The following is a 25,784-nucleotide window of genomic DNA, read 5'->3' on the forward strand; positions in this document are numbered from 1 at the left end:
GCGGGCGATGCTCTTGGCTTCGATGGCGATCAAAGCGAAAGGCATCGCCCGCGAGCGGGCTCCTACAGGGTGGCAAGGGGGTCGGACACGGGCTGATTGGCTGCGCGTCGCTCGGAGTAACGATCCACCAGCTGCGTCGCGCGCGGCCGCAGCAGCACGGTGAAGCGCACCAGCTCTTCCATCACGTCGACGATGCGGTCGTAGTAGGCCGAGGGCTTCATACGCCCAGCCTCGTCGAATTCCTGCCACGCCTTGGCCACGCTGGACTGGTTGGGGATGGTGAACATGCGCATCCAGCGCCCGAGCAGGCGCAGCGTGTTGACCGCGTTGAACGACTGCGAGCCGCCGGACACCTGCATCACCGCCAGCGTGCGCCCCTGGGTCGGGCGCACCGCGCCGATCGACAGCGGCAGGTGGTCGATCTGTGCCTTCATCACGCCAGTGATCTGGCCGTGCCGCTCGGGACTGCACCACACCTGCCCTTCGGACCACAGCGAGAGCTCGCGCAGTTCGCGCACGGCCGGGTGGTCGTCAGTGCCCGACTGGTCAGGCCACGGCAGGTCGGACGGATCGAAGATGCGTGTTTCGGCGCCGAAGAACTGCAGCAGCCGCGCTGCCTCTTCCACCGCCAGCCGTGAATACGAGCGCTCGCGCAACGAGCCGTACAGCAGCAGGATGCGCGGCGGCGGCTGGTCAGCGGCCAGGCCCAGTGCGGGCCGACGGTGGGCGAATTCCGGGTGCAGGGCTGGCAGCAGATCGGGATCGGGAAGCGTGCGCAGCCGGCTCATGCGCGCGTCTCCGTCGCCACCGGGAAGCGCGACTGCATCGCCCGCGCCGCGTGCACCAGCGCCAGCAGCACCGGCACCTCCACCAGCGGACCGATCACCGCGGCAAACGCCACCTTCGACGCCAGCCCGAACGCGGCGATCGCCACTGCGATGGCCAGCTCGAAGTTGTTGCCGGCGGCGGTGAACGCCACCGCCGTGGTGCGCGGGTAGTTGGCGCCGACGAAGCGCGCCATCGCAAAACTCATGGCGAACATCACCACGAAGTACACCACCAGCGGCAGCGCCGCGCGCAGCACGTCCAGCGGCAGGGCAAGCAGCTCGCCGCCCTTGAGGCTGAACATCGCCACGATGGTGAACAGCAGCGCTACCAGCGTGATCGGCCCGATCCGCGGCAGGAAGCGCCCGGTGTACCAGACCTCACCCTTGGCGCGGATCAGCACGCGCCGGCCCAGCCAGCCCGCGGCGAACGGGATGCCGAGATACACCAGCACCGCGCCCGCGATGGTGGAAAACGCCACCGGCACGACCTGCCCCGCGAGCCCGAACACCGGCGGCAGCACGCTCAGGAAGAACCACGCATACGCGCCGAAGGTGAGCAACTGGAAGATCGCATTGAACGCCACCAGCCCGGCCACGTACTGGTTGTCGCCGCCGGCCAGCTGGTTCCACACCAGCACCATCGCGATGCAGCGCGCCAGGCCGATCAGGATCAGCCCGGTCATGTATTCGGGCTGGTCGCGCAGGAAGATCACCGCCAGCGCGAACATCAGCAGCGGCCCGATCACCCAGTTCTGCAGCAGCGACAGCCACAGCAACCGGCGGCCGGCGAACACCCGGTGCAGCTCCTCGTAGCGCACCTTGGCCAGCGGCGGATACATCATCAGCACCAGGCCGATCGCGATCGGGATGTTGGTGCTGCCCACGCTCATGCGGTCGAGCGCCGACGGCAGCTGCGGGAACAGCGAACCGAGCAGCACGCCCAGCGCCATCGCGGCGAAGATCCAGACGGTGAGGTAGCGATCGAGAAACGAGAGGCGAAGGCGCGGCGTGGCGGCGGTCATCGGTGAATCCGTAGAGAGTGAAAAAAGCAATCAGCCGACGCGACGGCCCTGCGCATCCAGCACCGCCTCACCGTCCTCCTTGACGAAGGCCCCGCGCGGACGCACCGGCAGCAGGTCGAGCACGCGCTCGGACGGCCGGCACAGCGCCACGCCCAGCGGCGAGACCACCAGCGGACGATTGATCAGGATCGGATGGGCGACCATCGCATCGAGCAGCGCGTCGTCTGAGAGCGTGGCGTCGTCCAGTCCCAGCTCGACGTACGGCGTGCCCTTCTCGCGGATCAGCGCGCGCAGCGGCTCGCCGGAGCGTGCGGCCAGCTGGGTCAGCAAGGCGCGGCTGGGCGGGGTCTTCAGGTATTCGATCACGTGCGGCTCGAACCCGCAGTGGCGGATCAGCGCCAGCGTGTTGCGCGACGTGCCGCAGGCGGGGTTGTGATAGATCACCACGTCGAAGGGATCGGTGGTCGGGCTCATCGAGGATCCTTGCAGTCGGTACCGCAGGCCAGCTCGGCCAGCAGCGGTTGGCACAGTTCGGGATGCGCGCTGCAGCAGTCGCGCGCGAGGTACACCATCAGCGCGCGCAGGGCGTCCAGCCGGGCGCGGTAGACGATCGAGCGGCCCTGCCGATCGCCCTCAACCAGGCCGGCGCGCGCCAGCACGGTGAGGTGCGCGGAGAGCGTGTTCTGCGGCACATCCAACGCCGCAGCCACATCGCCGGCCGGCATGCCATGCGGCTCATGGCTCACCAGCAGGCGGAATACCGCCAACCGGGTTGACTGGGCCAGCGCGGCAAGCGTATCGAGCGCGATCGATTCATCCATATTTCCAGAATCATGGATATTTTGCCTAGACGCAAGCGCCGAAACGACGAAGCCCCGCCAGAGCGGGGCTTCGCGTTAATACCGAAATGGCGGTGGATCAGTCGCCCATCTGCTTCTGCAGGTGCTCGCGGCGCTCCTGCGCGTCGAGCGAGAGCGTGGCGATCGGGCGGGCGTCGAGGCGATCGACGCCGATTTCCTCGTCGGTCTCTTCGCAGTAGCCGTAGCGACCTTCCTCGATCCGGCGCAGCGCCTTGTCGATCTTGGAGATGAGCTTGCGGTAGCGGTCGCGGGTGCGCAGTTCGAGCGAGTTCTCGGTCTCGCGCGTGGCGCGCTCGGCTTCATCGCCGACATCGCGAACCTCGTCACGCAGGTTCTCCATCGTCTGGCGCGACTCCTCCACGAGCTGGTCACGCCAGTCGCGAAGCTTGTTGCGGAAGTACGCCAGCTGCCGCGGGCTCATGTACTCCTCGTCGGCGGAGGGGCGATAGCCCTTGGGCAGTTCGATCGTGGTGGTCGCCGGGAGCGCGTAGCGCCCGTCTTCCTTCGTCACGCCATTGTCGGAAATTGCAGCAGCTTTATTCATTGAGGACGACTGGGACTTCTGTTTCTTGGGAGGAGTATGGCTGGCGGTGGCCGTCGCTACGCGCGGTGTGGCCAGCGCCACGGCGCTGGCCACCTTGCCCTTCACTGGCGTGGCCGGTGCCGGCGCGGGGCTCGCCGCGACTGGCTTGACCGCCGCCGCCGGCTTGACTGGGGCCGGAGCCGGCTTCGACGCGGGTTTCGCCGCCGCCTTCTTCACCGGTGCCGGCTTGGCCGGTGCAGCTTTCTTGGCAACCACCTTCACCGGCGCCTTTTTCACGGCAGCCGGCTTGGCTACTTTCTTGGCCGGCGCCTTCTTGGCGACGACCGGCTTCTTCGCCGCGACCTTCTTGGCTGCCGGCTTCTTCGCTGGCGCGCTCTTGGCAACGGGCTTTTTCGCCGCCTTCTTCACGGCCGGCTTCTTGATCGGCGCTGCTTTCGCCGGCGCCTTCTTGGCGACCTTCTTGGCGACCTTCTTGGCAGCAGCCTTCGATGCCACGGTCTTCTTCGGTGTGGACTTGGCCGCCTTGGTAGCGCCCCGCGATGCGGACGCAGCGGGTTTTGCCTTCCCAGGCTTGGAGGATTTCGCCGTGGCCGCAGGCTTGTTCTTCTGCGCCTTGGCGGCGGTCGAACTACGCGTGGTTTTCGCCATTTCCCTTCACCGTTTTGGCCGTGGCGGCCGGGTGTTATAGCCCATGTGCCTTACACCAGCAAGCGCGCTTCTGGAATACTCAGGTGCACTACGAACCGCCAGCCGTCTCGGCCGCGTGAACTGTCTTGACCCGATTCCTGCTTTTTCTGCTCCGCCTGTACAAACGCTGGCTCAGCCCCCTGCTGGGGCAGCGTTGTCGCTTCTACCCCAGTTGCTCCGATTATGCACGGATTGCCGTTGCGCGCTTCGGTCCGCTGCGTGGCGGTGCGCTGACCCTCTGGCGGCTGGCCCGCTGCCAGCCGCTGTGCAGCGGCGGAGAGGATCCGGTGCCCGAACGCTTTGTCTTGCGCCGTTGCGGGCATCACCCCAGCACGCCCAATGCGGAGCCTCGTCATGACGACTGATCGGTGGGTACGGGTCGCCGGTCCTGCACGGTCGGCGAGCGCTTGCAAGGCCATGAGGTCATCGGGCGGCACGTTGGCTCGGCTGCTCGCCGTGGCGATGTGTGTGGCGCTGTCGCCGGCGCGGGCGGCCGCGGCCGTACCGACCGTGCTGCCGCGCACCGTGTCGCAAGGCCAGCTGGTGATCCTGCACCTGCCCGCGGGCAGCACCGCCCGACTCAACGACGTGCCACTGCACGTCGGCGCAGACGGGCGCGCGGTCTTCGGCGCCGGTCGCGATGAAGCCGGCCCGCTGCGGCTCACCTTGAGCAACGGGCCGGCTTCATCGCGCACGGTGCGCATCGCCGTGACACCGCGTGACTGGCCGATCGAACGCGTCAACGGTGTGCCGCCGAAGACGGTGAACCCGCCCCCGGCGATCGCGGCGCGCATCACGCGCGAGCAGGCCGCGGTGACGGCCGCGCGCACACACGACGATCCCCGCGAAGATTTCCTGCATGGCTTCGTCTGGCCGGTGCACGGACGGATCAGCGGACGCTTCGGCAACCAGCGTATCTACAACGGCGAGCCGCGCGCGCCGCATTCGGGCATGGACATCGCGGTGCCGGTCGGCACGCCAGTGCGCGCGCCGGCCTCTGGCGTGGTGACCTTCGCCGCACCGGCGCTGTACCTCACTGGCGGCACGGTGCTGATCGATCACGGTTTCGGACTGAGCTCGAACTTCCTGCACCTGTCGGCACTGAAGGTGCACGTGGGCGAACGGGTTCGGCAGGGACAGGTGATCGCCCTCTCGGGCATGACCGGCCGCGCCACCGGGCCGCACCTGCACTGGGGCTTCAACTGGTTCGGCACGCGGCTCGATCCGCTGCTGCTGCCTGGCCTGCGCGAACACTGATACCGCGAATCCCTGCCGCACCCGCCGGGTGCGTCGCGAGTGGCACGGACTCAGGCACCCTTGCCGCAAATGGCCGCGTTATCGCCCTCGGCTGCCCGGGCCGAACTCGCCAGTGCGAGCGATGAGCCGTATCAGGCGCAGTCGCTGCTGCCGAAGCCCCCGGGCACACCCTTGCTGGCGTAGGCCACGGCGTCGTGCGGGTGCAGGCTCTCCTGATGCTCCAGCCGCACGTGGAAGTCGGCGATCGTGGCGTCGGCATCCAGCGCGCGCTGGATGCGTCGTGCGGCGTCCTCGCAGAACATCAGGTTGCCGCCGTTGGCCAGCGCGAAGGCCTGCTCGTCCTCGCGCTTCACCGCGGTCTGCACCGGCGTCCCCAGTGCCTGCTCGACACGGTCCAGCAGACCGATCAGGTTCAGTGGCGCCTGGCTGTCGAAACGCACCAGCAGGCGGGCCACGCTGCGCTGCGCATGGGGCGTGGCGACGATGCCCTGCTCGCTGCCGAGCCACGCCAGTACGGCGGTGCGATCCAGCACGGCATCTTTGGCGAAATCCCTGGCGAACTGCTCTTGGATCAGCTGGCGCGAGAGTGCCGCGGAAGCCGGACAGGTGGACGAATAGACCACCTCGGTGCCCAGTTCCATGCGGAAACCGTCTGCACCCAGGCTCGCTTCGATCGACACCGGATAGGCGCGCCAGCCGCTGTTGGCGCTGCGCAGGGCCGCGCGGCGCACCAGCTGGTCGAAGCGGACGCTGATGCGTGCGCGATCGGCCAGATCCTTGTGCGACTCCAGGAAGGCCTTCAGCAAGCCCTCGAGCATCGGCGCATCGAGCGTGCGCTTGCTCAGGTGCTCGTCCACCAGCAGGTACAGCCGCGACATATGGATGCCGCGCTTGTCCGGCCGGGTGAGGTTGACGAAGGCGCCGACCTGGGCGCTGGCACGCTGCACGTCGCCATCGCCAGCGTCAAAACGCACGGGCACTTCGATGCCGTCCATGCCGACCCAGTCCAGTGCGCCGGCCAGGTGCGGCTGCGCCTGGTGGGCGACATCGGGCATCAGGCGGGCGGTGTTCTCGTGGCTGTGCATGGGAAGTTCCTGAAGCAATCGGGCGAGGGTTTCGCGTCGAAGCGTTTATTTTGGGGCAGTGCCTGCCAGCACAACAGGTGGATGCGGGAAACGCTGCGTCCGCTGGCCGCAACCGCGATCTCAGCCCGCAGCGGCGCGGCGCCAGCGGCGTGCTGCGTTCCAGGCGGCCAGCGTGTTGCCGAAGTTGCCGTCATCCAGCCCCTGCTGCAGCGCGCGCAGGGGATCGTCCGCCCGCAGCGCCGCGCGTACGAGGCGCGCATCCTGACGCGCCTCCAGCGCGCGGAACACGCCCAGCGGTCCGGGCCGTTGCGCCGCCTCACGCCACGCGGCGGCCAGATCGGCCAATTGCGCGCGAATCGCCTGGTCGCGCGCCTCGCTGCGCGTGCGCAGCGCCGAACGCGCGAGCTCGAACCGCGCCAGGCGCGCCATCGGCAGCGGCAGACGGTCGCGTTCGGCATCGTCATGCAGGCGGCGCAGTGCGTGCAGCAGATGCGCCAGCACCGCGACACGGGCGGCGCGCTCGGACGATGCCTGCGGGCCGAACCACCATGCCGTCTCGAGCTCAGCCAGCGCCCCATGCAGCGGCTGGGCGGCGGCGAGTTGCGCCTGGAAATCCGCCGGCGTGCCGTCTTCCAGCTGGGCGATGGCGGCGCGTACCGGCGCCAGCCAGCGCTCCACCGGCATTGCGTGGGCGCGCTCGTCGTCGAACAGCACCTGGGTCAGTGGATGACGGCCGCCGCTGTGCGCGGCGCCGGCCAATTCTTCCGCCCACCAGTTCAACTTCACCGCAGCGACCTGCGGCTCGCGGATCCCGTAGGCTGCGCCGAGCAGCTCCTGTTCCAGCGCCGCCAACGCGATGTGGCCGGCGTGCTCGCGCGGATCGACGAAGGCCAGCGCCACGCGCTGCTGCGGCTGCACCGCCAGCCACTTGTCGACGTAGCTCTGCAGCGCGCCGTGGCCGGTGTCGCTCATGCCGACACCTCGGCCGGGAACCACGCGCTGAGCTCGTCCGGATGATCGATCACGCAGTCGGCCTGCCAGTCGTCCGGGTTGCCGCCGTCGAGATAGCCCCAGCGCACGGCCACGGTGTACAGGCCGGCGGCAGCGCCGGCGATCACATCACGCCGGTCATCTCCCACGAACACGCTGTGCGCCGGGTCGATGCCGGCGCGCTCGCAGGCGAGCCGCACCGGCGCCGGATCGGGTTTCTTCACCGCCAGCGTGTCGCCGGACACCACGGCGGCCGCGCGCGCATCCCAGCCCAGGCGCGCCAGCAGCGCATCGGTGAGGAAGCCCGGCTTGTTGGTGACCACGCCCCAGCGGATACCGCGCGCCTCGAGCTGCGCGAGCAGCGCCTCGACGCCGTCGAAGGCGTGCGTGTCCCGCGCCAGCAGCGCTTCGTACAGGGCGAGATAGCGCGGCACCAGCGCCTCGATCGCGGACTCACCCCGGTCGGAAAACGCACACCGCAGGATCGCCCGCGAGCCGCGCGACACCACTTCGCGCACCACCGCGTAGTCCGGCGCGGTAACGCCCTCTTCCGCGCACTGGCGCACGAGCGCGGCGTAGAGATCCGGTGCGCTGTCGAGCAGGGTGCCGTCCAGATCGAACAGCACGCCTTCGATGCGGGCGGGCCGCGGCTTCATGCCGGCTTGCGCGCGCACAGCACGTAGTTGACTGCGGTGAGGCGGCTCAACCAGGCCTTGCGGGTGAGCGGGTTGTAGGCCAGGCCCGAAACGTCTTCCAGCTCCAGCCCGGCGTGACGCAGCAGCCGCGCCAGTTCCGATGGCTTGAGGAACTGCGCGTAGTGATGCGTGCCGCGCGGCAGCAGGCGCATCAGGTACTCCGCGCCCAGAATCGCGGCGCCGAACGCCGCCGGCGTACGGTTCAAGGTGGACATGAACAGCCGGCCGCCCGGCCTGAGCATCGCCGCCAGGTCGTTGACCAGCGCCTCCGGGTCGGGCACGTGCTCGATCATCTCCATGCAGCACACCGCGTCGAAGCTGGCCGGCTCGGCCGTTGCCAGCTCGGCGGAGGACTGCACGCGGTAGTCGACCGCGAGATTCGACTCGTACAGATGCAGCTTGGCGATCTCGATCACCTTCTCACCCAGATCGATGCCGGTAACCCGCGCGCCGTCGCGTGCCAGCGCCTCGCTGAGCAGGCCGCCGCCGCAGCCGACGTCGGCCACCTTCGCACCCTGCAGCGCCACGCGTCCGGCCACATACGCCGCACGCACCGGATTGAGGTCGTGCAGCGGGCGCGACTCGCCGTCCGGGTCCCACCAGCGGGCGGCCAGCTTGTCGAAGCGGGCAATTTCCTCGGGGCTGACGTTGGCGTGTGAGGTCTGCATGATCGGAACTCCCGGGCTGCGCTCAGAGCGCCTGCCATTCATGGATGGTGATGTCCCAGCCGCCGCTGGTGCTGGCCGGGTCGCGCGCCACGATCGCCTGCGCCGCAGCGAGGTCGTCGGCGTGGATCAGGTACGCACCGCCGCTCTTGTCGGCGAAGGGACCGGAACGCTCCAGCACGCCCTCGGCACGCAGGGCGTCGAGGAAGGCGCGATGCGCCACCACTGCCGCCGGGTCCACCACTGGGCGGCGCATCAGCATGACGAGAAACAGGGGCCGCGTGTTCATACCGCGGCAATCCGTTCACGCCAATGCCGCGTGCGGGCGAGGATCGCCTCCACGTCCATGTCCACCAGCTGGCGCCCGGCGAGCTTGCGGCGGCCGGCGATCCACACGTCGGTCACTTGATGGCGGCCGGTGGCGTAGATCAGTTGCGAGGCGACGTGGAACAGCGGCTGGGTTTCCAGGTCGCTCAGACGAACCGCGGCGAGGTCCGCCTGCTTGCCCACCTCGATCGAGCCGACCTTGTCTTCCAGGCCCATCGCGCGGGCCGCGTTGAGCGTGCCGGCACGCAGTGCGGAGGCGGCATCGAACGCGGCCGCATCCTGCGCCACCGCCTTGGCCAGAATCGCCGCGGTGCGCATCTCGCCGAACATGTCCAGATCGTTGTTGGACGCACAGCCGTCGGTGGCGACGGCGAGGTTGACGCCGGCCCGACGGAACTTCTCCGCCGGGCAAAAGCCCGACGCCAGCTTGAGGTTGGACTCCGGGCAATGCACCACCGACACGCCCGCCTCGGCGCAGGCGGCGATTTCCGCGTCGGTAGCCTGGGTCATGTGCACGGCGATCAGCCGATCGTTGACCAGACCCAGCTTCTGCAGCCGCTGGAACGGACGCAGGCCGCTCTTCTTCTTTTCCTCTTCCACCTCGTGCGCAGTCTCGTGCAGGTGCAGGTGGACCGGGATGTCGAGCTGGTCGGCCAGCACGCGGATGCGCTCGAAGCTGGCGTCGGACACCGTGTACGGCGCATGCGGCGCAAACGCGGTGCCCACCAGCGGATCGCCGAGGAAGCTGTCGTGCACCTCGCTGGCGCGCTCGAAGTATTCGTCCTGGGTCTTGGCCCAGGCGGTCGGGAACTCGATCACCGGCAGGCCGACCACCGCGCGGAAACCGAGCTTGCGGTAGGTGGCGCCGATCGCGTCGGGAAAGAAGTAGTTCTCGTTGGCACAGGTGGTGCCGCCGCGCAGCATCTCGGCCACCGCCAGCTCCACGCCGTCGCGCACGAACTCCGGCCCGATCACCTTGGCCTCGGCCGGCCAGATGTGCTCCTGCAGCCAGGTCATCAGCGGCAGGTCGTCGGCCAGGCCGCGCAGCAGGGTCATCGGGTTGTGCGTGTGGCTGTTGATCAGGCCGGGGATCAGCGCGTGCTCGCCCAGTTCCACCCGCTCGCGCGGCGCGTAGGCGACGCGCGCCTCGGCGATCGGCAGCAGGGCGACGATGCGGTCGGCGTCGACCACCACCGCATGCTGCTCCAGCACCACGGCGTGGGGCTCGACCGGCACGACCCAACGTGCCTCGATGACCAGATCGACCGACTTCGGCGGCATGGAACTCATCTTCACCTCATTGTGTCCGGAACGCGCGCGGCCATCATGGCCGCCGCGTTTGATGCGAATACGACAAGGGGCGGTACCTTGCGGCGCCCGCCCCCTGGCTTCCTGGCTTCAGGACCCCGACGTTCGCCGGGATGACGCTCCGGCGAATACGCGGGCTTGGCCCGCGCGCCGTTGCGTCACTTGCCGACGCGGCTGTCGTACTCGCCGGTGCGGGTATCGACCTTGATGATCTCGTCCTGATTGACGAACAGCGGCACGCGCACCACGGCACCGGTTTCCAGCGTGGCCGGCTTGCCGCCGCCGCCGGAGGTGTCGCCGCGCACGCCCGGGTCGGTTTCGGTGATCTTCAGCTCGACGAACTTCGGCGGCTGCACGGCGATGATGCCGCCGTTGAACAGGGTGACCACGCACTCCTCCTCGCCCTTGAGCCACTTCCAGGCATCGCCCATGGCGGCCAGCGAGGCGGGGAACATCTCGAACGTTTCCATGTTCATGAAGTTCCACACGCGGTCGTTGCCGATGCCGTCGATAAAGGACAGCTGCATGTCGGTGTCGACCGCGTCGGCTTCCTCGAAGGAATCGCTGGACTTCAGCGTCTGCTCGGTGGTGCGGCCGTCCTTGAGGTTGCGAATGCGGATGCGGGTGAACGCCTGGCCCTTGCCCGGCTTGATGAAGTCCGCCTCGGTAATGACCCACGGATCACCGTTGTGAAGGATCTTCTTGCCCGTTTTGACGTCATTGAGGCCAAGGGTCGCCATGCGCTATCTGCTCCAGAGGTAATTCCGCCCCGCGGGGCGGCTAAAATGAATGCTTTGCCGGGCTTCTGGGCCCGTTCCAGGGTTCACCATGATAACCGCAAGCCCCAGCGCCCGCCTATTGTCGCCCGCTCCGGACTGGCGCCAGCTCTGGCGCGAGGCCATCACCGATCCGGTCGAGCTGCTGGAGTTGCTGGGTCTGGATGCACTGGTGCCGCAACTGCCCAGGGACGACGCCGGCTTCGCCCTGCGCGTACCTCGAGGGTTCGCGGCACGCATGCGCCACGGCGATCCACGCGATCCCCTGCTGCTGCAGGTACTGCCCCAACTGGCGGAGCTGGAAGACGCCAAGGGCTTTTCGACGGACGCCGTGGGCGATCTCGCCGCGCGTGAATCACAGGGGCTGCTGCACAAGTACGAAGGCCGCGCCCTGCTGATCGCTAGCGGCAGCTGCGCGGTGAACTGCCGCTACTGTTTTCGCCGGCACTTCCCCTACGGCGAGGAGATGGCCGCGGCCGGCCAGTGGCGGCAGGCGCTGGCGCATCTGCACGGCGACCCCAGCGTCACCGAGCTGATCCTCTCCGGTGGCGATCCGCTGGCGCTGGCCACCAGCAAACTGGAAGAACTCACCCGCGGCCTGGCCGAACTTCCCCACGTCACCCGGCTGCGCATCCACACGCGGCTGCCGGTGGTGCTGCCCAACCGCATTGATGAGACCTTCCTCGGCTGGCTGTCCGCGCTCCCCCTGCAAAAAGTGGTGGTGCTGCATGCCAACCACGCCAACGAACTCGATGAGGCGGTGGATGCCGCCTGCGCCGGCCTGCGCGCGGCGGGCGCGACACTGCTCAACCAAGCCGTCCTGCTGCGCGGAATCAACGATCGGGAAGACGCCCTGATCGAGCTCTCCGAGCGACTGTTCGCCGCGGGCGTGCTGCCGTACTACCTGCACCAGCTCGATCGCGTGCAGGGCGCCGCCCATTTCGAGGTCGACGACGATCGGGCGCTGGCCCTGGTGGAGGCCATGCGCGCCCGTCTGCCCGGCTACCTGGTGCCACGGCTGGTGCGCGAGGTGGCCGGCGATACGTCCAAACGTCCGTTGTGAACGCGACCGGCGTCGCTCGCGGACGGCGCCGTGGTGGCGGCCCGTGCAGGAATCCGTTACAACCCTTGCCTACGCCCCGTGGTGCTCCTGACCGTCGACGCGATGGCCAGGGCTCAACAAGCCTTTCGATGTGTCCATGAAAAAAGATTCCGTGATCAAGATCCTGTTCGTCGAGACCCCGGTCGAGGACGCCGAGCAGATCATCAGCCTGTTGCGCAACGGCGGCATTGCGGTGCGGCCGGCGCGGGCGACCAGCACGGAGGAAATCCAGGCGGCCCTGGACGAGCTGGCGCCGGACATCGTGCTGTACGACCCAGTGCCGGCGAAGCTGCCGCTGCGCGATGTGGCCCAGCAGATCGAGGCGCACGGCCGGGACTTCTCGCTGGTTGCCCTGGTCGCACAGATGGATAACCAGGTTGTGGCCGACATGTTCAATGCCGGCGTACGCGGCATCGCCATCCGCAGCCAGCCCAAGCAGCTGCTCACGGTGCTGCAGCGCGAACACGAGGCGCTGCAGACGCGCCGTCAGGTGCGCCTGCTCGAGGCCGCCCTGCGGGAGTCCGAACGCCGCGCCGACGCTCTGCTGGATTCGTCCACCGATCCGATCGCCTTCGTTCACGACGGCATGCACGTGCGCGCCAATAAGGCCTATCTGGACACCTTCGGCTACGAGGATTTCGACGACCTGCTGTGCCTGCCGGTGCTCGACCTCATCAGCAGCAGCGACGCCGAAGAGTTCAAGAACCTGCTGCGCAGCCACGCCCGCAACGAAAAGGCGGCGCAGCACATCGAGCTGCAGGCGCGCCGCTCCGACGGCAGCAGCTTCCCGGCCACCGTGGAGTTCGCGCACGCCACCTTCGAGGGTGAGCCCTGCCTGCAGATCGTGTTCCGCCGCCAGCAGGTCGACCCGCAGCTGGTCGAGCAACTGCAGCGCGATCCGGTCACCGGCCTGTACAACCGTGCCCGCACGCTAGAGTTCATCGACGATGCGGTCACCGCCGCGGCCAAGGGCACCAAGGGCCAGAGCCTGCTGCTGGTGGAACCGGACAACTGGAACGGACTGATCGACAGCGTGGGCATGGGCAAGGCTGACGAACTGCTGGCCGCCTTCGCCAACCGGGTCAGCGGCGAGCTGGGCGAGGACGACGTAGCCGGCCTGCTGGCCGAGCACACGCTCGGCGTGGTGCTGCGTGAGCGTAACGACGAGGCGGTGAAGGCCTGGATCGCCGGCTTGCAGCAGCGCATCGCCGGGGAGATCTTCGACCTGGGCAACCAGTCCATCACGGTGTCGATCAGCGTCGGCGGCAGCCTGCTCGGCGAGAAGAACGCCAACGCGGAACTGCTACTCAACCAGGCCAGCCAGGCGCTGCGAAATGTGCTCAGCCAGGGTGGGGGGCGCGTCGAAGTGCATGACCCGGCGGCGCGCGAGAAGGCCGACGCCGAGCGCGAACGCTACTGGCTGCAGTTGCTGCAGCAGGCGTTGGCCAACGACGGCTTCGTGCTCTATCACCAGCACACCATCAGCCTGCAGGACGCCGAGGGCGAGTACTCGGAAATCCTGCTGCGCATGAATGGCCCGCAGGGTGAGGTATTGCCGGGCTTCTTCATGCCAATCGCCGAGCAGCACGGTCTGAGCGTAGCGATCGACCGCTGGGTGCTGAACAAGGCGATCGAGATCCTGCGTGCGCGCGATGGCCAGGGCATCCACACCACCTTCTTCGTCAAGCTCACCACCGACTCGATCCAGGACGCCACGCTGCTGCCCTGGCTGGGCGAGCAGATCCGCAAGGCCGGGCTCAAGAACGGCCAGATCGTGCTGGAAATGACCGAGAGCAAGGTGGTGACCCTGCTGCGTCCCGCGCAGGAATTCGTCACCGGCTGGAAGAAGTTCGGCGGCCGCTTCGCGCTGGAACAGTTCGGCTCGGGCCTCAACTCGTTCCAACTGCTCAACCACGTGGACGCGGACTACCTCAAGATCGACCGCTCCTACATGGCGCAACTGCCGCAGCACCCGGAAAACCAGAAGAAGATCGCCGAGATCTGCCACCAAGCGCGCGAGATGAACCGCGTCACCGTCGCCGAATGGGTGGAGGACGCCAGCAGCACCTCACTGCTGTTCGCATGCGGCGTGGATTTCGTGCAGGGTAACTTCCTGCAGGAGCCACAGCGGCTGGTCAACTGACGCCGTCCGGCGTCAATCGCCGATCGTCAATCCTCGAAAGACGCCCAACAAAAAGCCGCGAAGGTCGCCCTTCGCGGCTTTTTTCCTGCCCTGCGGGGCGGATTACTCGGCGGCAGCGACCTTGGCGGCAGCCTTCGCGGCGGCAGCGGCAGCGATGTCTTCCTTGATGCGCGCGGCCTTGCCCTCGAGGTTGCGCAGGTAGTACAGCTTCGCGCCGCGCACCTTGCCCTTGCGCTTCACGCTGACCGACTCGATCGTCGGGCTGTGCGCCTGGAACACGCGCTCCACGCCGGTGCCGTGCGAGATCTTGCGCACGGTAAAGGCCGAATGCAGGCCGCGGTTGCGCTTGGCGATGACGACGCCCTCGAACGCCTGCAGGCGCTCGCGATTGCCTTCCTTCACCTTGACGTTGACCACCACGGTGTCGCCGGGGCCGAAGTCCGGCAGCTGGCGGGTGATCTGCTCGGATTCGAACTGTTCGATGATCTTGTTCATGGCAACACCTGTGTCAAATGCAATAACTGCGGTCACGCGTTGGCCGCATCGTTGTGCCGCAGATATTCGCGGCGGAATTCATCCAGCAGCGCAGCAGACTCTGCATCCAGGGTCCGTCGCGCCAGCAAGTCGGGACGGCGCAGCCAGGTTCGTCCCAGCGACTGCTTCAGGCGCCAGCGGCGGATCGCCGCGTGGTCACCGGACAGCAACACCGCCGGCACGTCACCCAGTGCATCGTGCACCGGCTTCGTGTAGTGCGGGCAATCCAGCAGGCCGTCCGAAAACGAATCCTGCTGCGCCGACTGCGCGTCGTTCAACGCACCGTCCTGCAAGCGGCCCACGGCATCGATGATCACCGCGGCGCCAAGCTCACCGCCGGACAGCACATAGTCGCCGATGGAAAGCTCCTCGTCGACCTCGCGCGCCAGCAGACGCTCGTCCACACCTTCATAACGTCCACACAGCAGGGCGATCCGCGGCAGCTTTGCCAGCGATTCCACCCGGCCCTGCGTCAGCCGCGCTCCCTGCGGACTGAGGTAAATCACATGCACCGGCTCCGGTGCCGCCTCGCGCATCGCCTGGAGGGCCGCGCGCAGAGGCTCGATCAGCATCACCATCCCGGGCCCGCCACCGCAGGTGCGGCCGTCCACGGTGCGGTAGTTGTCGGTGGCGTAATCCCGCGGATTCCAGGCTTCCACCTGCAGCAGTTCGCGCTGTTGAGCGCGCCCCACCACGCCGACGGCGGCGCACTGACGCATGAAGTCGGGAAACAGCGTGACGACATCGATGCGCATCAGACCCTCCACTCCCGAGCAACAATGGGGCTCAGAATTCGGGATCCCAGTCCACCACCATGCGCCCGGCCGACAGATCCACCGAACGCACGTAATTACCCTGGATGAAGGGGATCAGCCGCTCGCGCTCGCCGTCCCGCACCACCACCACGTCGTTGGCGCCGGTGGCGAACAGGTGACTGACCCGTCCCAACGCCACGCCTTCCGTGGTGACGACCTCAAGCCCTTCAAGGTCGACCCAGTAATACTCATCCTGGCCGGGCGGCGGCAGCAGCTCGCGGGCAACATAGATGTCCTGCCCCACCAGTGCCGCGGCCTTCTCGCGGGTATCCACTCCGGGCAGGAAGCAAATCAGCCCCTTGCCCTGCGGACGGCCCTTGATGCCCGCCACTTCGACCACCTCGCCCGGCGCCACGGAGAGCTGCCAGGGCTGGTAATCGAAGATGCGCGTGCGGGGCTCTGACCAGGATTCGATCTTGAGCCAGCCCTGCACGCCATACAGCCCGACGATGCGTCCCATCAAGACGCGCCGACCGGCTGCCGTCATGCTCAGGCAGCCTGCTGCTTGCCGGCTTCCTTCACGAGAGCGGCGACCTTGTCGGTCAGCTGCGCACCCTTGCCCACCCACTCCTTGACGCGCTCGACGTTGAGCTCAAGGCGCTTGTCCTTGCCCGCCGCGACCGGGTTGTAGAAGCCCACGTTCTCGATGTTGCGACCGTCGCGCTTATTGCGCTGGTCGGTCACGACGACGTGGTAGAACGGACGGCCCTTGGCGCCACCGCGCGAAAGACGAATCTTGACCATAGTAAAAGCTCCAGAGTTGCCGGAATCGCCGGCCGCACGCACGAGACCGTGCGCGGTAAACGCGGCATTTTAGTGGATTTTCGGTAAAAGGGAAGCCCTTGGGCAGCTAAGGCGGCCTGTCCGCTCCTATCACCCGTACAGCTGGGTAAGGTCGCTACGAAGCGAACGTCATCCCCGCGCAAGCGGGGACCCACTGTGCTCTCGGGGCCAAAGTCAAAATGGGTCCCCGCGTTCGCGGGGATGACGTTCGCCCTGCAGGGGAGCAAAGGCGCGGGGTCGACGACCGCGGGATACCCGGATCGATCAGCGCATCGGCGGCATGCCGCCGCCCATGCCACCCATGCCTTTCATCGCGCCGCGCATCTGCCGCATCAGGCCTTTGGTGCCGCCCTTGGCCAGCTTGGACATCATCTTTTCCATCTGCATGTACTGCTTGAGCAAGCGGTTGACGTCGGCCGGCTGGGTGCCCGAGCCGCGGGCCACGCGGGCGCGACGCGAGCCGTTGAGCAGATCCGGGTGACGGCGCTCCTTCTTGGTCATCGAACCGATGATCGCGACCATGCGCTTGAGCTCGTTGTCGTTGACCTTGGACTTGACGCTATCGGGCACGCTGGACATCCCCGGCAGCTTGTCCATCAGCCCGGCCAGGCCACCCATGTTGTTCATCTGCTCGAGCTGGTCGCGCATGTCGTTCAGGTCGAAGCGCTTGCCCTTCATCACCTTGGTGGCGAGCTTCTGCGCCTTGTCCTGGTCGACCTTGCGCTCGACCTCCTCGACCAGCGACAGCACGTCGCCCATGCCCAGGATGCGCTGGGCGACGCGGTCCGGATGGAACGGCTCGAGCGCGTCGAGCTTCTCGCCGGCGCCCAGGAACTTGATCGGCCGACCGGTGACGTAGCGCACCGACAGCGCGGCACCGCCACGGGCGTCGCCGTCGGTCTTGGTCAGCACCACGCCGGTCAGCGGCAGCGCCTCGGCAAACACCTTGGCGGTGTTGGCAGCGTCCTGGCCGGTCATCGCGTCGACCACGAACAGCGTCTCGACCGGCGTGATCGCGGCGTGCAGCGCCTTGATCTCGTCCATCATCGCCTGGTCGACGCTGAGGCGACCAGCGGTATCGACCAGCAGCACATCGATGACCTCGCGCCGCGCGGCCGCGATCGCCGCCTTGGCGATGTCGATCGGATTCTGGCCGGCCTCGGAGGGGAAGAAGCTCACCCCGACCTGCCCGGCCAGCGTGCGCAGCTGCTCAATGGCCGCGGGGCGGTAGACGTCGCAGCTGACCACCATCACGCGCTTCTTCTTGCGCTCGACGAGGAAGCGCGCCAGCTTGCCCACCGTAGTGGTCTTGCCCGCGCCCTGCAGGCCCGCCATCAGCACCACCGCTGGCGGCGTCTGGGCGAGGTTGAGCTCGGTGTTGACCGTGCCCATCACTGCGGTCAGCTCGTCGCTGACCACCTTCACCAGCGCCTGGCCCGGCGACAGGCTCTTGAGCACTTCCTGGCCGACCGCGCGCACCTTCACCCGCTCGATCAGCGCCTGCACCACCGGCAGCGCCACGTCCGCCTCGAGCAGGGCGATGCGCACCTCGCGCAGCGACTCGCGGATGTTTTCCTCGGTCAGCCGGCCGCGGCCGCGCAGGCGGTTGACGGTGGCGGAGAGGCGTTGGCTGAGCGACTCGAACATGGGTGAAAACCGTGGCGCGGAAAGTCGCCGATTATAGCGGGCGAGGCCTGCTACCGGCGAACTGCCCACCTGCACCGGCGCCAGGCGCTGTGCGACACTGCCGGGCCATGATGCTTCCTGCCCTCAGCTCCCTCGCCATCGTCTTCTACCTTGCCGCCGCCGGTGCGCTGGCCTGGCCGCTGCTCGGGGACAACCGGCCCACGCAGCGCTGGCCGCTGGCCCTGGGCGCCCTCGCCGTGCTGCTGCATGCGGCGATCCTGCTGGGCATGCATCGCGGCGCGCTGGATCTGCACTTCTTCGCCGCGCTGTCACTGACCGCCTGCGTGGTTTCGGCGCTGACCTTGCTGGTGAACCTGTCGCGTCCGGTGGCGGCGCTCGGAGTCATCGTGTTCCCGCTGGCGGCGCTGCTGGTCGCCGCCGATGGCTTTCTCGCTCCGCCCACACTGCCGCAACCGATGGACTGGCAGATCAAGTTGCACGTCACCGTGGCCCTACTCGCCTTCAGCGTGCTGTCGATCGCGGCCGTGATGGCGATCGGCCTGGCAGTGCAGGAGCGCGGCCTGCGCCACCGCCAGTTCGGCCCCTGGCTGCGCGCCCTGCCGCCGCTGACACTTACCGAAAACCTGCTGTTCCAGCTGATCGGCGCCGGCTTCGCCCTGCTCACGCTCACCCTGGTCACCGGCGCGCTGTTTGTCGACAACCTGTTCGGCCAGCACCTGGTGCACAAGACGGTGCTGTCGATCATCGCCTGGCTGATCTTCGGCGCCCTGCTCTACGGCCGCTGGAAACACGGCTGGCGTGGGCGCCGCGCGGTGAACCTCACCTTGTCGGGCATGGTGCTGCTGGTGCTGGCGTTCTTCGGCACCAAGGCGGTGCTGGAACTGGTGTTGCACCGGGGCCTGTGACATGAGTGGGGACGCAGCGCAGTTCGTCCTCACCCTGTCCTGCCCTGACCGGCCCGGCATCGTCGGCGCCGTCTCCAGCCATCTCGCCGCCCAGGGCAGCAACATCCTCGAAGCGCAGCAGTTCGGCGACGCGCAGACCGGGCAGTTCTTCATGCGACTGGTGTTCCATCCGTGCCAGCCCGAGGTGGCGGCGGAGGGCCTGTGCGCCAGCTTCCGCATGGTGGCGCAGCGCTTTGACATGCGCTGGACGCTGCGCCCGCGCGAGCAACGTCGCCGCGTGCTGCTGATGGTGTCCAAATTCGATCATTGCCTGGCCGATCTGCTCTACCGCTGGCGCATCGGCGAGCTGCCGATGGACATCGTTGGCATCGTCGCCAACCACCCGCGCGCGACGTATCGCCACCTGGATCTGGACGGCATCGCCTTCCACTATCTGCCCGTGGATCGCGCCGACAAGGCCGCGCAGGAAGCGCAGGTCTGGGCGGTGATCGAGCAGTCCCGCGCCGAACTGGTGGTGCTCGCCCGCTACATGCAGGTGCTGTCCGACGAACTGGCCGGCAAGCTGGCCGGGCGCTGCATCAACATCCACCATTCGTTCCTGCCCGGCTTCAAGGGCGCACGGCCGTACCACCAGGCATACCGGCGCGGGGTCAAGCTGATCGGCGCCACCGCGCACTTCGTCACGGCAGATCTGGACGAAGGCCCGATCATCGAGCAGGACATCGAGCGCGTCAGTCACAGCGACACGCCGGAGGACATGATCCGCATCGGTCGCGACATCGAGCGGCGCGTGCTCGCCCGCACGCTGCGGCTGGTGCTGGACGACCGCGTGCTGATCGATGGCCGCAAGACGGTGGTGTTTTCCCTGTAGGAGCGCACCTTGGTGCGCGATCGCGTGATGCATCGACACGGAGCGGTCGCGCACAGGGTGAGCGCCTACGCCCTCAACGGCACGCGTCGATGGCCTCAGCCAGGCGCTCCACCGCGACAACTTCCATCTCGCCCACCTTGCCCTTCTTCGGCGCATTGGCCCTGGGCACGATCGCGCGGCGAAAGCCGTGGTGCGCAGCCTCCTTCAGGCGCTCCTCGCCATTGGGCACCGGGCGGATTTCGCCGGACAGGCCGACCTCGCCGAAGGCGATGGTCTTGTCCGGCAGCGGCCGGTCGCGCAGCGACGACAGCACCGCCAGCAGCACGGGCAGGTCGGCGGCGGTCTCCTGCACGCGGATGCCGCCGACCACGTTGACGAACACGTCCTGATCGTAGGCAGCCACCCCTCCGTGCCGGTGCAGCACCGCCAGCAGCATTGCCAGCCGGTTCTGCTCCAGACCCAGGGCCACGCGGCGCGGATTGCCCAGCGAGCTCTGGTCGACAAGCGCCTGCACCTCCACCAGCAGCGGCCGCGTGCCTTCGCGCGTCACCATTACGGCGCTGCCCGAGGTGGGCCCGGCATGGGTGGACAGGAAGATCGCTGAGGGATTGGGCACTTCGCGCAGGCCCTTTTCGCTCATCGCGAACACGCCCAGTTCGTTCACCGCGCCGAAGCGGTTCTTGAACGCGCGAAGCACACGGAATCGGCTGCCCGACTCGCCCTCGAAATACAGCACCGCGTCGACCATGTGCTCGAGCACGCGCGGACCGGCGATGCCGCCCTCCTTGGTGACGTGGCCGACCAGGAATACCGAGGTACCGGTTTCCTTGGCGAAGCGGGTGAGCTTGGCGGCCGATTCGCGCACCTGGCTCACCGAGCCCGGCGCAGCGGTGAGCAGCTCGGTCCAGATGGTCTGGATCGAATCGATCACCAGCACACGCGGACGACTGGCCGAGACCTGCTCCAGAATGCGCTCGATGCACGTTTCGGCCAGCCCGTGCAGCGGCGCCAACGGCAGGTCCAGCCGTTGCGCGCGGGCGGCGACCTGGGCCAGCGACTCTTCGCCCGTGACGTACACGCTGGGCAGTTGCGCGCCCAGCGTGCCTAGCATCTGCAGCAGCAGCGTGGATTTGCCGATGCCCGGATCGCCACCGATCAGCACCACCGAACCGTCCACCAGTCCGCCGCCGAGCACGCGATCCAGCTCGCCGATACCGGTGAAGCTGCGCGCTTCGGTGGTCAGCGCCACGGCCGTCAGCGGCGTCACCAGCGGCGACCCGGCCGCCTTGCCGGCGTAGCCGACGCTGCGCTGCGCCGCGACCGACTTGGCCGCCGGCTGCAGCACGATTTCCGAGAGCGTATTCCACACCCCGCACTCGACACACTGGCCTTGCCACTTGGAATGCTCGGCACCGCAATCGGTGCAGACGTAGGCGGTCTTGGCCTTGGCCATGCGTGTTCCGGCGAGATGATTGAACGAGGGCGCAGCTTAGCGGGTGCGCGTCGCGTGTCGCGAGACGTCGGACGGTAGGCTTTCCAGAGATTCCACGGTGTTCAGCTGTAGGAGCAATCGCCCTGACTGACCCGCGCAGTCATGGCATCCGTTTTCCCAGCGCGCGAGAACATTCTCCGCCGTCATTCCCGCGAAAGCGGGAATCCACGTTGACTTTGCATCGGAGCCAAATTGGATTCCCGCTTTCGCGGGAATGACGGCGGTGTGGGATGGACGATCCGGACGACAGACACAGCAGCATCCATCGGAAACTCCGCTCCGTCCGCCGACTTCCCGACGATCCAACAGGAATGCTCCTCGCGCGCGCGATTGCCGGCAAACCGCTTTCAGTGCCGCCGGCTCAACCCTCGTCCTCGACGAACAGCACGCGCCGGGTCATGCCGCAGGTCAGGTCGTAGCTGATGGTGCCGGCCTGCGCCGCAACAACCTCCACCGGCAGCTGCGCCCCCCACAGGGTCACGCGGTCGCCCACTTTCGCGGCCGGCGCGTCGCGCAGGTCCAGCGTGATCAGGTCCATCGAGACACGGCCGATCAGCGGGACGCGCCGATCGTTCACCAGCACTGGCGTGCCCGCCACCGCGCTGCGCGGGTAGCCGTCGCCGTAGCCGATGGCCGCCACGCCCACCGGCATGTCCTCGGGGCAGGTCCATGTGCCGTTGTAGCCGATGCGCTCGCCGGCGCGGATGCGGTTGATCGCGATGAGACGGGTGGACAGCGTCATCGCCGGGCGAAAACCGAAATCGCTGCCGCTTTTGCCGTCGACCACCGAGAGGCCGTACAGCAAACCGCCGGTGCGCACCCAGTCGGCGCGCGCCTGCGGCCAGCCCAACACGGCGGCCGAGTTGGCCAGCGAGCGCGGCCCGTCGAGCCCGGCAGTTACCTCGTTGAAGCGCTCGATCTGCGCCCGCGTCACCGCGCCGTCGAACACTTCCGACTCGGCGAAATGGGTCAGCAGGCCAATCTGCGGATCGACGCCCGACATTGCCGCCAGCCGCGCATGCACCGCCGCCACCTGCTCGGGCGCGAAGCCCAGCCGGTGCATGCCGCTGTCGATCTTGATCCATACCCGCAGCCGGCCGCGGCGCGGCGAGGCCTCGGCCAGCCAAGCGAGCTGGGTTTCGTGGTGGATCGCCGCCTCCAGCCCGAGCCGCTGCATCTCGGCGATGTCGCCCGGCTGGTCGGGACCGGACAGCACGGCGATGCGCTGACGGTGGCCAGCCGCACGCAGGCGCAGGCCGTCACCCAGCGCCGCCACCGCAAAGGCTTCGGCCTGTTCGTCCAGCGCGCGCGCCACCCGCTCAAGTCCATGACCGTAGGCATCGGCCTTGACCACGGCCATGACACGCGCCGGCGCGGCCGTGCGCTGGATCAGCGCGAGGTTGTGGCGCAGGGCGCCCAGGTGGATGGTGGCAACGGTGGTGCGGCTCATGCAGGCACGTATGCAGACATCGGGAGCGGAATGTCAGAAGAACAGAGCAACGGCCTCCCCCTCACCCCAACCCTCTCCCCCGGGCCGGGCTCGGGGAAGAGAGAGCGTGGGACATGACGGCGCGCCCCCACCCAGACACCCGATGATTGCTGGCCTGCCGTCAATCGAACGCCCCGACGAACGAGTCCGGCGCGTAGTTCTCGAACTTGGTGTAATGGCCGAGGAAGGTCAGCTTCACCGTGTCGGTGGGGCCGTTACGCTGCTTGCCGATGATGATCTCGGCCAGGCCTTTGTCCGGCGATTCTTTGTTGTAGTACTCGTCGCGGTAGATGAACATGATCACGTCGGCGTCCTGCTCGATGGCGCCCGACTCGCGCAGGTCGGACATCATCGGACGCTTGTCCGCGCGCTGCTCCAGCGAGCGGTTCAACTGGGACAGGGCGATCACCGGCACGTTCAACTCCTTGGCGAGGCCCTTGAGTGAACGCGAGATTTCTGAAATCTCGGTGGCGCGGTTCTCCTTGTTCCCGGGCACCTGCATCAGCTGCAGGTAGTCGATCACGATCAGGCCCAGCCCGCCGTGCTCGCGGTGCAGGCGACGCGCGCGCGAACGCAGTTCCACCGGCGACAGGCCGGGCGTGTCGTCGATGAAGATCTTCGCCTCGGACAGGATCGCGATGGCGTTGGTGACGCGCGGCCAGTCCTCCTCGGCCAGGTCGCCGTTGCGCAGATGCTGGGCATGGATGCGGCCGATCGAGGAGATCAGTCGCAGCGCCAGCTGCGAGGCGGACATTTCCATCGAGAAGATCGCCACCGCCTTCTTGCCGCGCAGCGCGGCCGCCTCGGCGATGTTCACCGAGAATGCGGTCTTGCCCATCGAGGGGCGCGCCGCGACGATGATCAGGTCCGACGGCTGCAGACCCGAGGTGAGCTCGTCCAGGTCGTTGAAGCCGGTGGAGATGCCGGTGAGCTGGCCCTTGTTCTGGTAACGCTCGTGCAGCAGGCGGAAGGCGTCCTTCACCGCCTCGCGCATCGACACCGAATCCTTCTTGCCGCGGGTGCCGGACTCGGCGATCTTGAACACGCGCTGCTCGGCGCTTTCCAGCACCTCCTGCACGCCCTTGCCCTCGGGCCGGTAGCCGTCCTCGCTGATCGACACGCCGGCGTCGATCAGCTGCCGCAGGATCGACTTCTCGCGCACGATGTCGCCATAGGCGGCGATGTTGGCCGCACTCGGCGTGGTGTTGGCCAGCTCGGCCAGGTAGCTGGCACCACCGACCATCTCGGCCAAGCCGTTGGCCTCGAACCAGTCGCCGAGCGTCACCGCATCGCAGGGCATGCCCTTGTTCGCCAGCTCGGTGATCGCGCGCCAGATCAGGCGGTGATCCTTGCGATAGAAATCGCCCTCGGAGAGCCGGTCAGCCACCTTGTCCAGCGCGTCGGGGGCCAGCATCAGGCCACCCAGCACGGCCTGCTCGGCGTCGATGGAGTGCGGCGGCACGCGCAGCGACTCCACACTGGATCCGGTGGATTTGCGATCGGGCACGAAGGACATCGGGATACTCGCAGGATGGGCGGCGCGGCCGTGCGCACACGCGCCCAAGGATACGCGCGGCCATCGCAGGGCACGAGACAACAACTCTGTGGATAAGCTGTGGTTTGGCGTGGACAAGTCACGCCGATCGCCGGCGACGCCACAAAGCAAACGGGCGCCTTGCGGCGCCCGTCTGGAGTCCAGCGCGAGGCGGGGACTTACTTCTCGCCGATCACGATCACCTTGACGGTGGTCTGGACGTCGGCGTGCAGGCTGATCACCACGTCGAACTCGCCGGTGTGGCGGATCGGGCCTTCGCCCTGGATCACCTCACCCTTGTGGATGGTCTTGCCAGTGGCCTCGAAGGCCTCGGCGATATCGCGCGGGCCGACCGAGCCGTACAGCTTGCCTTCCGGGCTGGCGTGCGCGGCGATCGTCACCGACGCATCGGCCAGCTGGGCTTTGCGGGACTCGGCGTCGGCCAGCAGCGTGTTGGCCTTGGCCTCGTACTCGGCGCGGCGCTTCTCGAAGGCTTCGAGGTTGGCGGCATTGACGCGCACGGCCTTGCCCTGCGGCAGCAGGTAGTTGCGGCCGTAACCCGGCTTCACGTTGACCTTGTCGCCAAGGTTGCCGAGGTTGCGCACTTTCTCGAGAAGAATCAGTTCCATGGTCGTTCCTTTTCGTTAGCACCGGTGTGGCCCGGCGCAGCCGTGGACGGTTGTCCGAAGGGGTTGCTCGCGCGGCCGCCCCGAGAGGAGCGGCCACGCGCCACGATCAGACGTCGTGGTTGTCGGTGTACGGCAGCAGGGCCAGGAAGCGCGCGCGCTTGATCGCGGTCGCCAGCTGACGCTGGTAGCGGGCCTTGGTGCCGGTGATGCGGCTGGGAACGATCTTGCCGTTCTCGGTCACGTACTGGCGCAGGGTATTGAGATCCTTGTAGTCGATCTCTTTGACGTTTTCGGCCGTGAAGCGGCAGAACTTGCGGCGGCGGAAGAATTTGGACATGGCTGTGCTCCTTCGAATCAGTCGTCGCTGTCGCGATCGTTGTCGCGGCTGCCGCGGCGGTCATCACCCTCGGCGTCGTCGTCACGACGGCGCGAACCCTTGGCGTCGTCCTTTTCCTTCGACTTCAGGATGAAGGACGGCTCGGTGTCGGCCTCATCGCGACGGATGCACAGGTGGCGCAGCACTGCGTCGTTGAAGCGGAAGCCCGACTCCAGCTCGTTCAGGGCGTTCTGCGTGACCTCGATGTTGAGCATCACGTAGTGGGCCTTGGCCAGGTTGACGATCGGGTAGGCCAGCTGACGGCGGCCCCAGTCTTCCAGGCGGTGGATCTTGCCGCCGTCGGTCTCGATCAGCGCCTTGTAGCGCTCGAGCATCGCGGGGACCTGCTCGCTCTGGTCGGGATGGACCAGGAACACAACTTCGTAATGACGCAGGGTCATTGGGTTTGACTCCTTGTGGA

The 25,784-nt window shown here is 67.6% G+C and carries 29 protein-coding genes; 6 read left to right on the forward strand and 23 right to left on the reverse strand.

The window, feature by feature from the left end:
• Positions 1-62: 62 nt before the first annotated feature.
• From arsH to dksA, 5 genes are all read right to left on the reverse strand, one after another.
• Positions 63-788 carry an arsenical resistance protein ArsH gene (gene arsH, locus ACTHJF_RS13925; protein ID WP_440267635.1) on the reverse strand — a complete coding sequence of 242 codons (726 nt, stop codon included), beginning with the start codon at positions 786-788 and terminating at the stop codon, positions 63-65.
• The gene (gene arsB, locus ACTHJF_RS13930; protein WP_440267636.1) at positions 785-1,849 is read right to left on the reverse strand and encodes an ACR3 family arsenite efflux transporter; all 1,065 of its coding nucleotides are present in this window, start codon (positions 1,847-1,849) and stop codon (positions 785-787) included. The genes arsH and arsB overlap by 4 nt, the downstream gene beginning before the upstream one ends.
• A 30-nt stretch (positions 1,850-1,879) precedes the next feature.
• Positions 1,880-2,323, reverse strand: coding sequence for an arsenate reductase (glutaredoxin) (arsC, locus tag ACTHJF_RS13935; RefSeq protein WP_440267637.1), 444 nt, complete (start codon positions 2,321-2,323; stop codon positions 1,880-1,882).
• Positions 2,320-2,670, reverse strand: a complete 351-nt coding sequence (locus ACTHJF_RS13940; RefSeq protein WP_440267638.1) for an ArsR/SmtB family transcription factor — start codon at positions 2,668-2,670, stop codon at positions 2,320-2,322. Before ACTHJF_RS13940 ends, arsC begins: the two co-directional genes overlap by 4 nt.
• A 97-nt stretch (positions 2,671-2,767) precedes the next feature.
• On the reverse strand, positions 2,768-3,901 hold the full coding sequence (dksA, locus tag ACTHJF_RS13945) for an RNA polymerase-binding protein DksA (RefSeq protein ID WP_440267639.1): 1,134 nt from the start codon (positions 3,899-3,901) through the stop codon (positions 2,768-2,770).
• A 125-nt stretch (positions 3,902-4,026) separates the two neighbouring features.
• Between dksA and yidD the strand changes: the two genes are divergently transcribed.
• Positions 4,027-4,305 (forward strand): membrane protein insertion efficiency factor YidD, encoded by a 279-nt coding sequence (yidD, locus tag ACTHJF_RS13950; RefSeq protein WP_440267640.1) that lies wholly within the window; start codon positions 4,027-4,029, stop codon positions 4,303-4,305.
• Positions 4,306-4,357: 52 nt separating this feature from the next.
• Entirely contained in the window at positions 4,358-5,197 is an 840-nt protein-coding gene (locus tag ACTHJF_RS13955) for a M23 family metallopeptidase (protein ID WP_440267641.1), read from the forward strand.
• 131 nt (positions 5,198-5,328) lie between these two features.
• Here the strand turns inward: ACTHJF_RS13955 and folE2 are convergent, their stop codons facing one another.
• The 7 genes from folE2 to efp all read right to left on the reverse strand — a co-directional run bounded on the left by folE2 (position 5,329) and on the right by efp (position 11,007).
• Complete coding sequence (folE2, locus tag ACTHJF_RS13960; protein WP_440267642.1) at positions 5,329-6,282, reverse strand: GTP cyclohydrolase FolE2; 954 nt, start codon at positions 6,280-6,282, stop codon at positions 5,329-5,331.
• 120 nt (positions 6,283-6,402) lie between these two features.
• Entirely contained in the window at positions 6,403-7,254 is an 852-nt protein-coding gene (locus ACTHJF_RS13965) for a squalene/phytoene synthase family protein (RefSeq protein ID WP_440267643.1), read from the reverse strand.
• The gene (gene gph, locus ACTHJF_RS13970) at positions 7,251-7,928 is read right to left on the reverse strand and encodes a phosphoglycolate phosphatase (RefSeq protein WP_440267644.1); all 678 of its coding nucleotides are present in this window, start codon (positions 7,926-7,928) and stop codon (positions 7,251-7,253) included. The genes ACTHJF_RS13965 and gph overlap by 4 nt, the downstream gene beginning before the upstream one ends.
• Positions 7,925-8,635 (reverse strand): bifunctional 2-polyprenyl-6-hydroxyphenol methylase/3-demethylubiquinol 3-O-methyltransferase UbiG, encoded by a 711-nt coding sequence (gene ubiG / locus ACTHJF_RS13975; RefSeq protein ID WP_440267645.1) that lies wholly within the window; start codon positions 8,633-8,635, stop codon positions 7,925-7,927. The genes gph and ubiG overlap by 4 nt, the downstream gene beginning before the upstream one ends.
• Positions 8,636-8,657: 22 nt before the next feature.
• A complete protein-coding gene (locus tag ACTHJF_RS13980) occupies positions 8,658-8,921 on the reverse strand; it encodes a YciI family protein (RefSeq protein WP_440267646.1) in 264 nt (87 codons plus the stop codon).
• Complete coding sequence (locus ACTHJF_RS13985; RefSeq protein WP_440267647.1) at positions 8,918-10,249, reverse strand: TRZ/ATZ family hydrolase; 1,332 nt, start codon at positions 10,247-10,249, stop codon at positions 8,918-8,920. The genes ACTHJF_RS13980 and ACTHJF_RS13985 overlap by 4 nt, the downstream gene beginning before the upstream one ends.
• 176 nt (positions 10,250-10,425) lie before the next feature.
• Complete coding sequence (gene efp / locus ACTHJF_RS13990; protein ID WP_440267648.1) at positions 10,426-11,007, reverse strand: elongation factor P; 582 nt, start codon at positions 11,005-11,007, stop codon at positions 10,426-10,428.
• A gap of 88 nt (positions 11,008-11,095) precedes the next feature.
• On the opposite strand from efp, the gene epmB reads away from it, so the two are divergent.
• Entirely contained in the window at positions 11,096-12,106 is a 1,011-nt protein-coding gene (gene epmB / locus ACTHJF_RS13995; RefSeq protein ID WP_440267649.1) for an EF-P beta-lysylation protein EpmB, read from the forward strand.
• 136 nt (positions 12,107-12,242) lie between these two features.
• Positions 12,243-14,288, forward strand: coding sequence for an EAL domain-containing protein (locus tag ACTHJF_RS14000; RefSeq protein WP_440267650.1), 2,046 nt, complete (start codon positions 12,243-12,245; stop codon positions 14,286-14,288).
• A gap of 102 nt (positions 14,289-14,390) precedes the next feature.
• Here the strand turns inward: ACTHJF_RS14000 and rplS are convergent, their stop codons facing one another.
• The 5 genes from rplS to ffh form a co-directional block, all read right to left on the reverse strand.
• Positions 14,391-14,783 carry a 50S ribosomal protein L19 gene (rplS, locus tag ACTHJF_RS14005; protein ID WP_440267651.1) on the reverse strand — a complete coding sequence of 131 codons (393 nt, stop codon included), beginning with the start codon at positions 14,781-14,783 and terminating at the stop codon, positions 14,391-14,393.
• A 32-nt stretch (positions 14,784-14,815) separates the two neighbouring features.
• The gene (gene trmD / locus ACTHJF_RS14010) at positions 14,816-15,577 is read right to left on the reverse strand and encodes a tRNA (guanosine(37)-N1)-methyltransferase TrmD (RefSeq protein WP_440267652.1); all 762 of its coding nucleotides are present in this window, start codon (positions 15,575-15,577) and stop codon (positions 14,816-14,818) included.
• 31 nt (positions 15,578-15,608) lie between these two features.
• Complete coding sequence (gene rimM / locus ACTHJF_RS14015; protein ID WP_440267653.1) at positions 15,609-16,124, reverse strand: ribosome maturation factor RimM; 516 nt, start codon at positions 16,122-16,124, stop codon at positions 15,609-15,611.
• A gap of 2 nt (positions 16,125-16,126) precedes the next feature.
• Positions 16,127-16,381 (reverse strand): 30S ribosomal protein S16, encoded by a 255-nt coding sequence (rpsP, locus tag ACTHJF_RS14020; RefSeq protein WP_431636297.1) that lies wholly within the window; start codon positions 16,379-16,381, stop codon positions 16,127-16,129.
• Positions 16,382-16,684: 303 nt separating this feature from the next.
• The gene (ffh, locus tag ACTHJF_RS14025) at positions 16,685-18,067 is read right to left on the reverse strand and encodes a signal recognition particle protein (RefSeq protein ID WP_440267654.1); all 1,383 of its coding nucleotides are present in this window, start codon (positions 18,065-18,067) and stop codon (positions 16,685-16,687) included.
• Between the two features lie 107 nt (positions 18,068-18,174).
• On the opposite strand from ffh, the gene ACTHJF_RS14030 reads away from it, so the two are divergent.
• On the forward strand, positions 18,175-18,972 hold the full coding sequence (locus ACTHJF_RS14030; RefSeq protein ID WP_440267655.1) for a cytochrome C assembly family protein: 798 nt from the start codon (positions 18,175-18,177) through the stop codon (positions 18,970-18,972).
• Position 18,973: 1 nt separating this feature from the next.
• Positions 18,974-19,843, forward strand: a complete 870-nt coding sequence (purU, locus tag ACTHJF_RS14035) for a formyltetrahydrofolate deformylase (RefSeq protein ID WP_440267656.1) — start codon at positions 18,974-18,976, stop codon at positions 19,841-19,843.
• A 73-nt stretch (positions 19,844-19,916) separates the two neighbouring features.
• On the opposite strand, the gene radA is transcribed toward purU, so the two are convergent.
• From radA to rpsF, 6 genes are all read right to left on the reverse strand, one after another.
• Positions 19,917-21,296 (reverse strand): DNA repair protein RadA, encoded by a 1,380-nt coding sequence (gene radA / locus ACTHJF_RS14040; protein WP_440267657.1) that lies wholly within the window; start codon positions 21,294-21,296, stop codon positions 19,917-19,919.
• A 400-nt stretch (positions 21,297-21,696) separates the two neighbouring features.
• Entirely contained in the window at positions 21,697-22,785 is a 1,089-nt protein-coding gene (alr, locus tag ACTHJF_RS14045) for an alanine racemase (RefSeq protein WP_440267658.1), read from the reverse strand.
• A 160-nt stretch (positions 22,786-22,945) separates the two neighbouring features.
• Positions 22,946-24,340, reverse strand: coding sequence for a replicative DNA helicase (locus ACTHJF_RS14050; RefSeq protein WP_440267659.1), 1,395 nt, complete (start codon positions 24,338-24,340; stop codon positions 22,946-22,948).
• A gap of 197 nt (positions 24,341-24,537) precedes the next feature.
• Entirely contained in the window at positions 24,538-24,987 is a 450-nt protein-coding gene (rplI, locus tag ACTHJF_RS14055; RefSeq protein WP_440267660.1) for a 50S ribosomal protein L9, read from the reverse strand.
• Positions 24,988-25,093: 106 nt separating this feature from the next.
• Positions 25,094-25,324 carry a 30S ribosomal protein S18 gene (gene rpsR, locus ACTHJF_RS14060; protein WP_111983860.1) on the reverse strand — a complete coding sequence of 77 codons (231 nt, stop codon included), beginning with the start codon at positions 25,322-25,324 and terminating at the stop codon, positions 25,094-25,096.
• Positions 25,325-25,341: 17 nt separating this feature from the next.
• Positions 25,342-25,764 (reverse strand): 30S ribosomal protein S6, encoded by a 423-nt coding sequence (rpsF, locus tag ACTHJF_RS14065; RefSeq protein ID WP_440267661.1) that lies wholly within the window; start codon positions 25,762-25,764, stop codon positions 25,342-25,344.
• Positions 25,765-25,784 lie beyond the last annotated feature (20 nt).

This window comes from Dyella sp., from assembly GCF_051962475.1.
In the GTDB taxonomy this organism is placed as follows: domain Bacteria; phylum Pseudomonadota; class Gammaproteobacteria; order Xanthomonadales; family Rhodanobacteraceae; genus Dyella_A.

Excerpts from the sequence above, each read along its gene's own strand:
- rpsP (WP_431636297.1), bottom strand. The coding sequence starts at position 16,381 with ATGGTCAAGATTCGTCTTTCGCGCGGTGGCGCCAAGGGCCGTCCGTTC.
- dksA (WP_440267639.1), bottom strand. The coding sequence starts at position 3,901 with ATGGCGAAAACCACGCGTAGTTCGACCGCCGCCAAGGCGCAGAAGAAC.
- rplS (WP_440267651.1), bottom strand. The coding sequence starts at position 14,783 with ATGAACAAGATCATCGAACAGTTCGAATCCGAGCAGATCACCCGCCAG.
- ACTHJF_RS13985 (WP_440267647.1), bottom strand. The coding sequence starts at position 10,249 with ATGAGTTCCATGCCGCCGAAGTCGGTCGATCTGGTCATCGAGGCACGT.
- rplI (WP_440267660.1), bottom strand. The coding sequence starts at position 24,987 with ATGGAACTGATTCTTCTCGAGAAAGTGCGCAACCTCGGCAACCTTGGC.
- ACTHJF_RS13940 (WP_440267638.1), bottom strand. The coding sequence starts at position 2,670 with ATGGATGAATCGATCGCGCTCGATACGCTTGCCGCGCTGGCCCAGTCA.
- alr (WP_440267658.1), bottom strand. The coding sequence starts at position 22,785 with ATGAGCCGCACCACCGTTGCCACCATCCACCTGGGCGCCCTGCGCCAC.
- ACTHJF_RS14030 (WP_440267655.1), top strand. The coding sequence starts at position 18,175 with ATGATGCTTCCTGCCCTCAGCTCCCTCGCCATCGTCTTCTACCTTGCC.
- folE2 (WP_440267642.1), bottom strand. The coding sequence starts at position 6,282 with ATGCACAGCCACGAGAACACCGCCCGCCTGATGCCCGATGTCGCCCAC.
- ubiG (WP_440267645.1), bottom strand. The coding sequence starts at position 8,635 with ATGCAGACCTCACACGCCAACGTCAGCCCCGAGGAAATTGCCCGCTTC.
- arsH (WP_440267635.1), bottom strand. The coding sequence starts at position 788 with ATGAGCCGGCTGCGCACGCTTCCCGATCCCGATCTGCTGCCAGCCCTG.
- epmB (WP_440267649.1), top strand. The coding sequence starts at position 11,096 with ATGATAACCGCAAGCCCCAGCGCCCGCCTATTGTCGCCCGCTCCGGAC.
- ACTHJF_RS13955 (WP_440267641.1), top strand. The coding sequence starts at position 4,358 with ATGAGGTCATCGGGCGGCACGTTGGCTCGGCTGCTCGCCGTGGCGATG.
- efp (WP_440267648.1), bottom strand. The coding sequence starts at position 11,007 with ATGGCGACCCTTGGCCTCAATGACGTCAAAACGGGCAAGAAGATCCTT.
- arsB (WP_440267636.1), bottom strand. The coding sequence starts at position 1,849 with ATGACCGCCGCCACGCCGCGCCTTCGCCTCTCGTTTCTCGATCGCTAC.
- ACTHJF_RS13965 (WP_440267643.1), bottom strand. The coding sequence starts at position 7,254 with ATGAGCGACACCGGCCACGGCGCGCTGCAGAGCTACGTCGACAAGTGG.
- radA (WP_440267657.1), bottom strand. The coding sequence starts at position 21,296 with ATGGCCAAGGCCAAGACCGCCTACGTCTGCACCGATTGCGGTGCCGAG.
- rpsF (WP_440267661.1), bottom strand. The coding sequence starts at position 25,764 with ATGACCCTGCGTCATTACGAAGTTGTGTTCCTGGTCCATCCCGACCAG.
- arsC (WP_440267637.1), bottom strand. The coding sequence starts at position 2,323 with ATGAGCCCGACCACCGATCCCTTCGACGTGGTGATCTATCACAACCCC.
- trmD (WP_440267652.1), bottom strand. The coding sequence starts at position 15,577 with ATGCGCATCGATGTCGTCACGCTGTTTCCCGACTTCATGCGTCAGTGC.
- ACTHJF_RS13980 (WP_440267646.1), bottom strand. The coding sequence starts at position 8,921 with ATGAACACGCGGCCCCTGTTTCTCGTCATGCTGATGCGCCGCCCAGTG.
- rimM (WP_440267653.1), bottom strand. The coding sequence starts at position 16,124 with ATGACGGCAGCCGGTCGGCGCGTCTTGATGGGACGCATCGTCGGGCTG.
- ffh (WP_440267654.1), bottom strand. The coding sequence starts at position 18,067 with ATGTTCGAGTCGCTCAGCCAACGCCTCTCCGCCACCGTCAACCGCCTG.
- ACTHJF_RS14000 (WP_440267650.1), top strand. The coding sequence starts at position 12,243 with ATGAAAAAAGATTCCGTGATCAAGATCCTGTTCGTCGAGACCCCGGTC.
- rpsR (WP_111983860.1), bottom strand. The coding sequence starts at position 25,324 with ATGTCCAAATTCTTCCGCCGCCGCAAGTTCTGCCGCTTCACGGCCGAA.
- gph (WP_440267644.1), bottom strand. The coding sequence starts at position 7,928 with ATGAAGCCGCGGCCCGCCCGCATCGAAGGCGTGCTGTTCGATCTGGAC.
- purU (WP_440267656.1), top strand. The coding sequence starts at position 18,974 with ATGAGTGGGGACGCAGCGCAGTTCGTCCTCACCCTGTCCTGCCCTGAC.
- ACTHJF_RS14050 (WP_440267659.1), bottom strand. The coding sequence starts at position 24,340 with ATGTCCTTCGTGCCCGATCGCAAATCCACCGGATCCAGTGTGGAGTCG.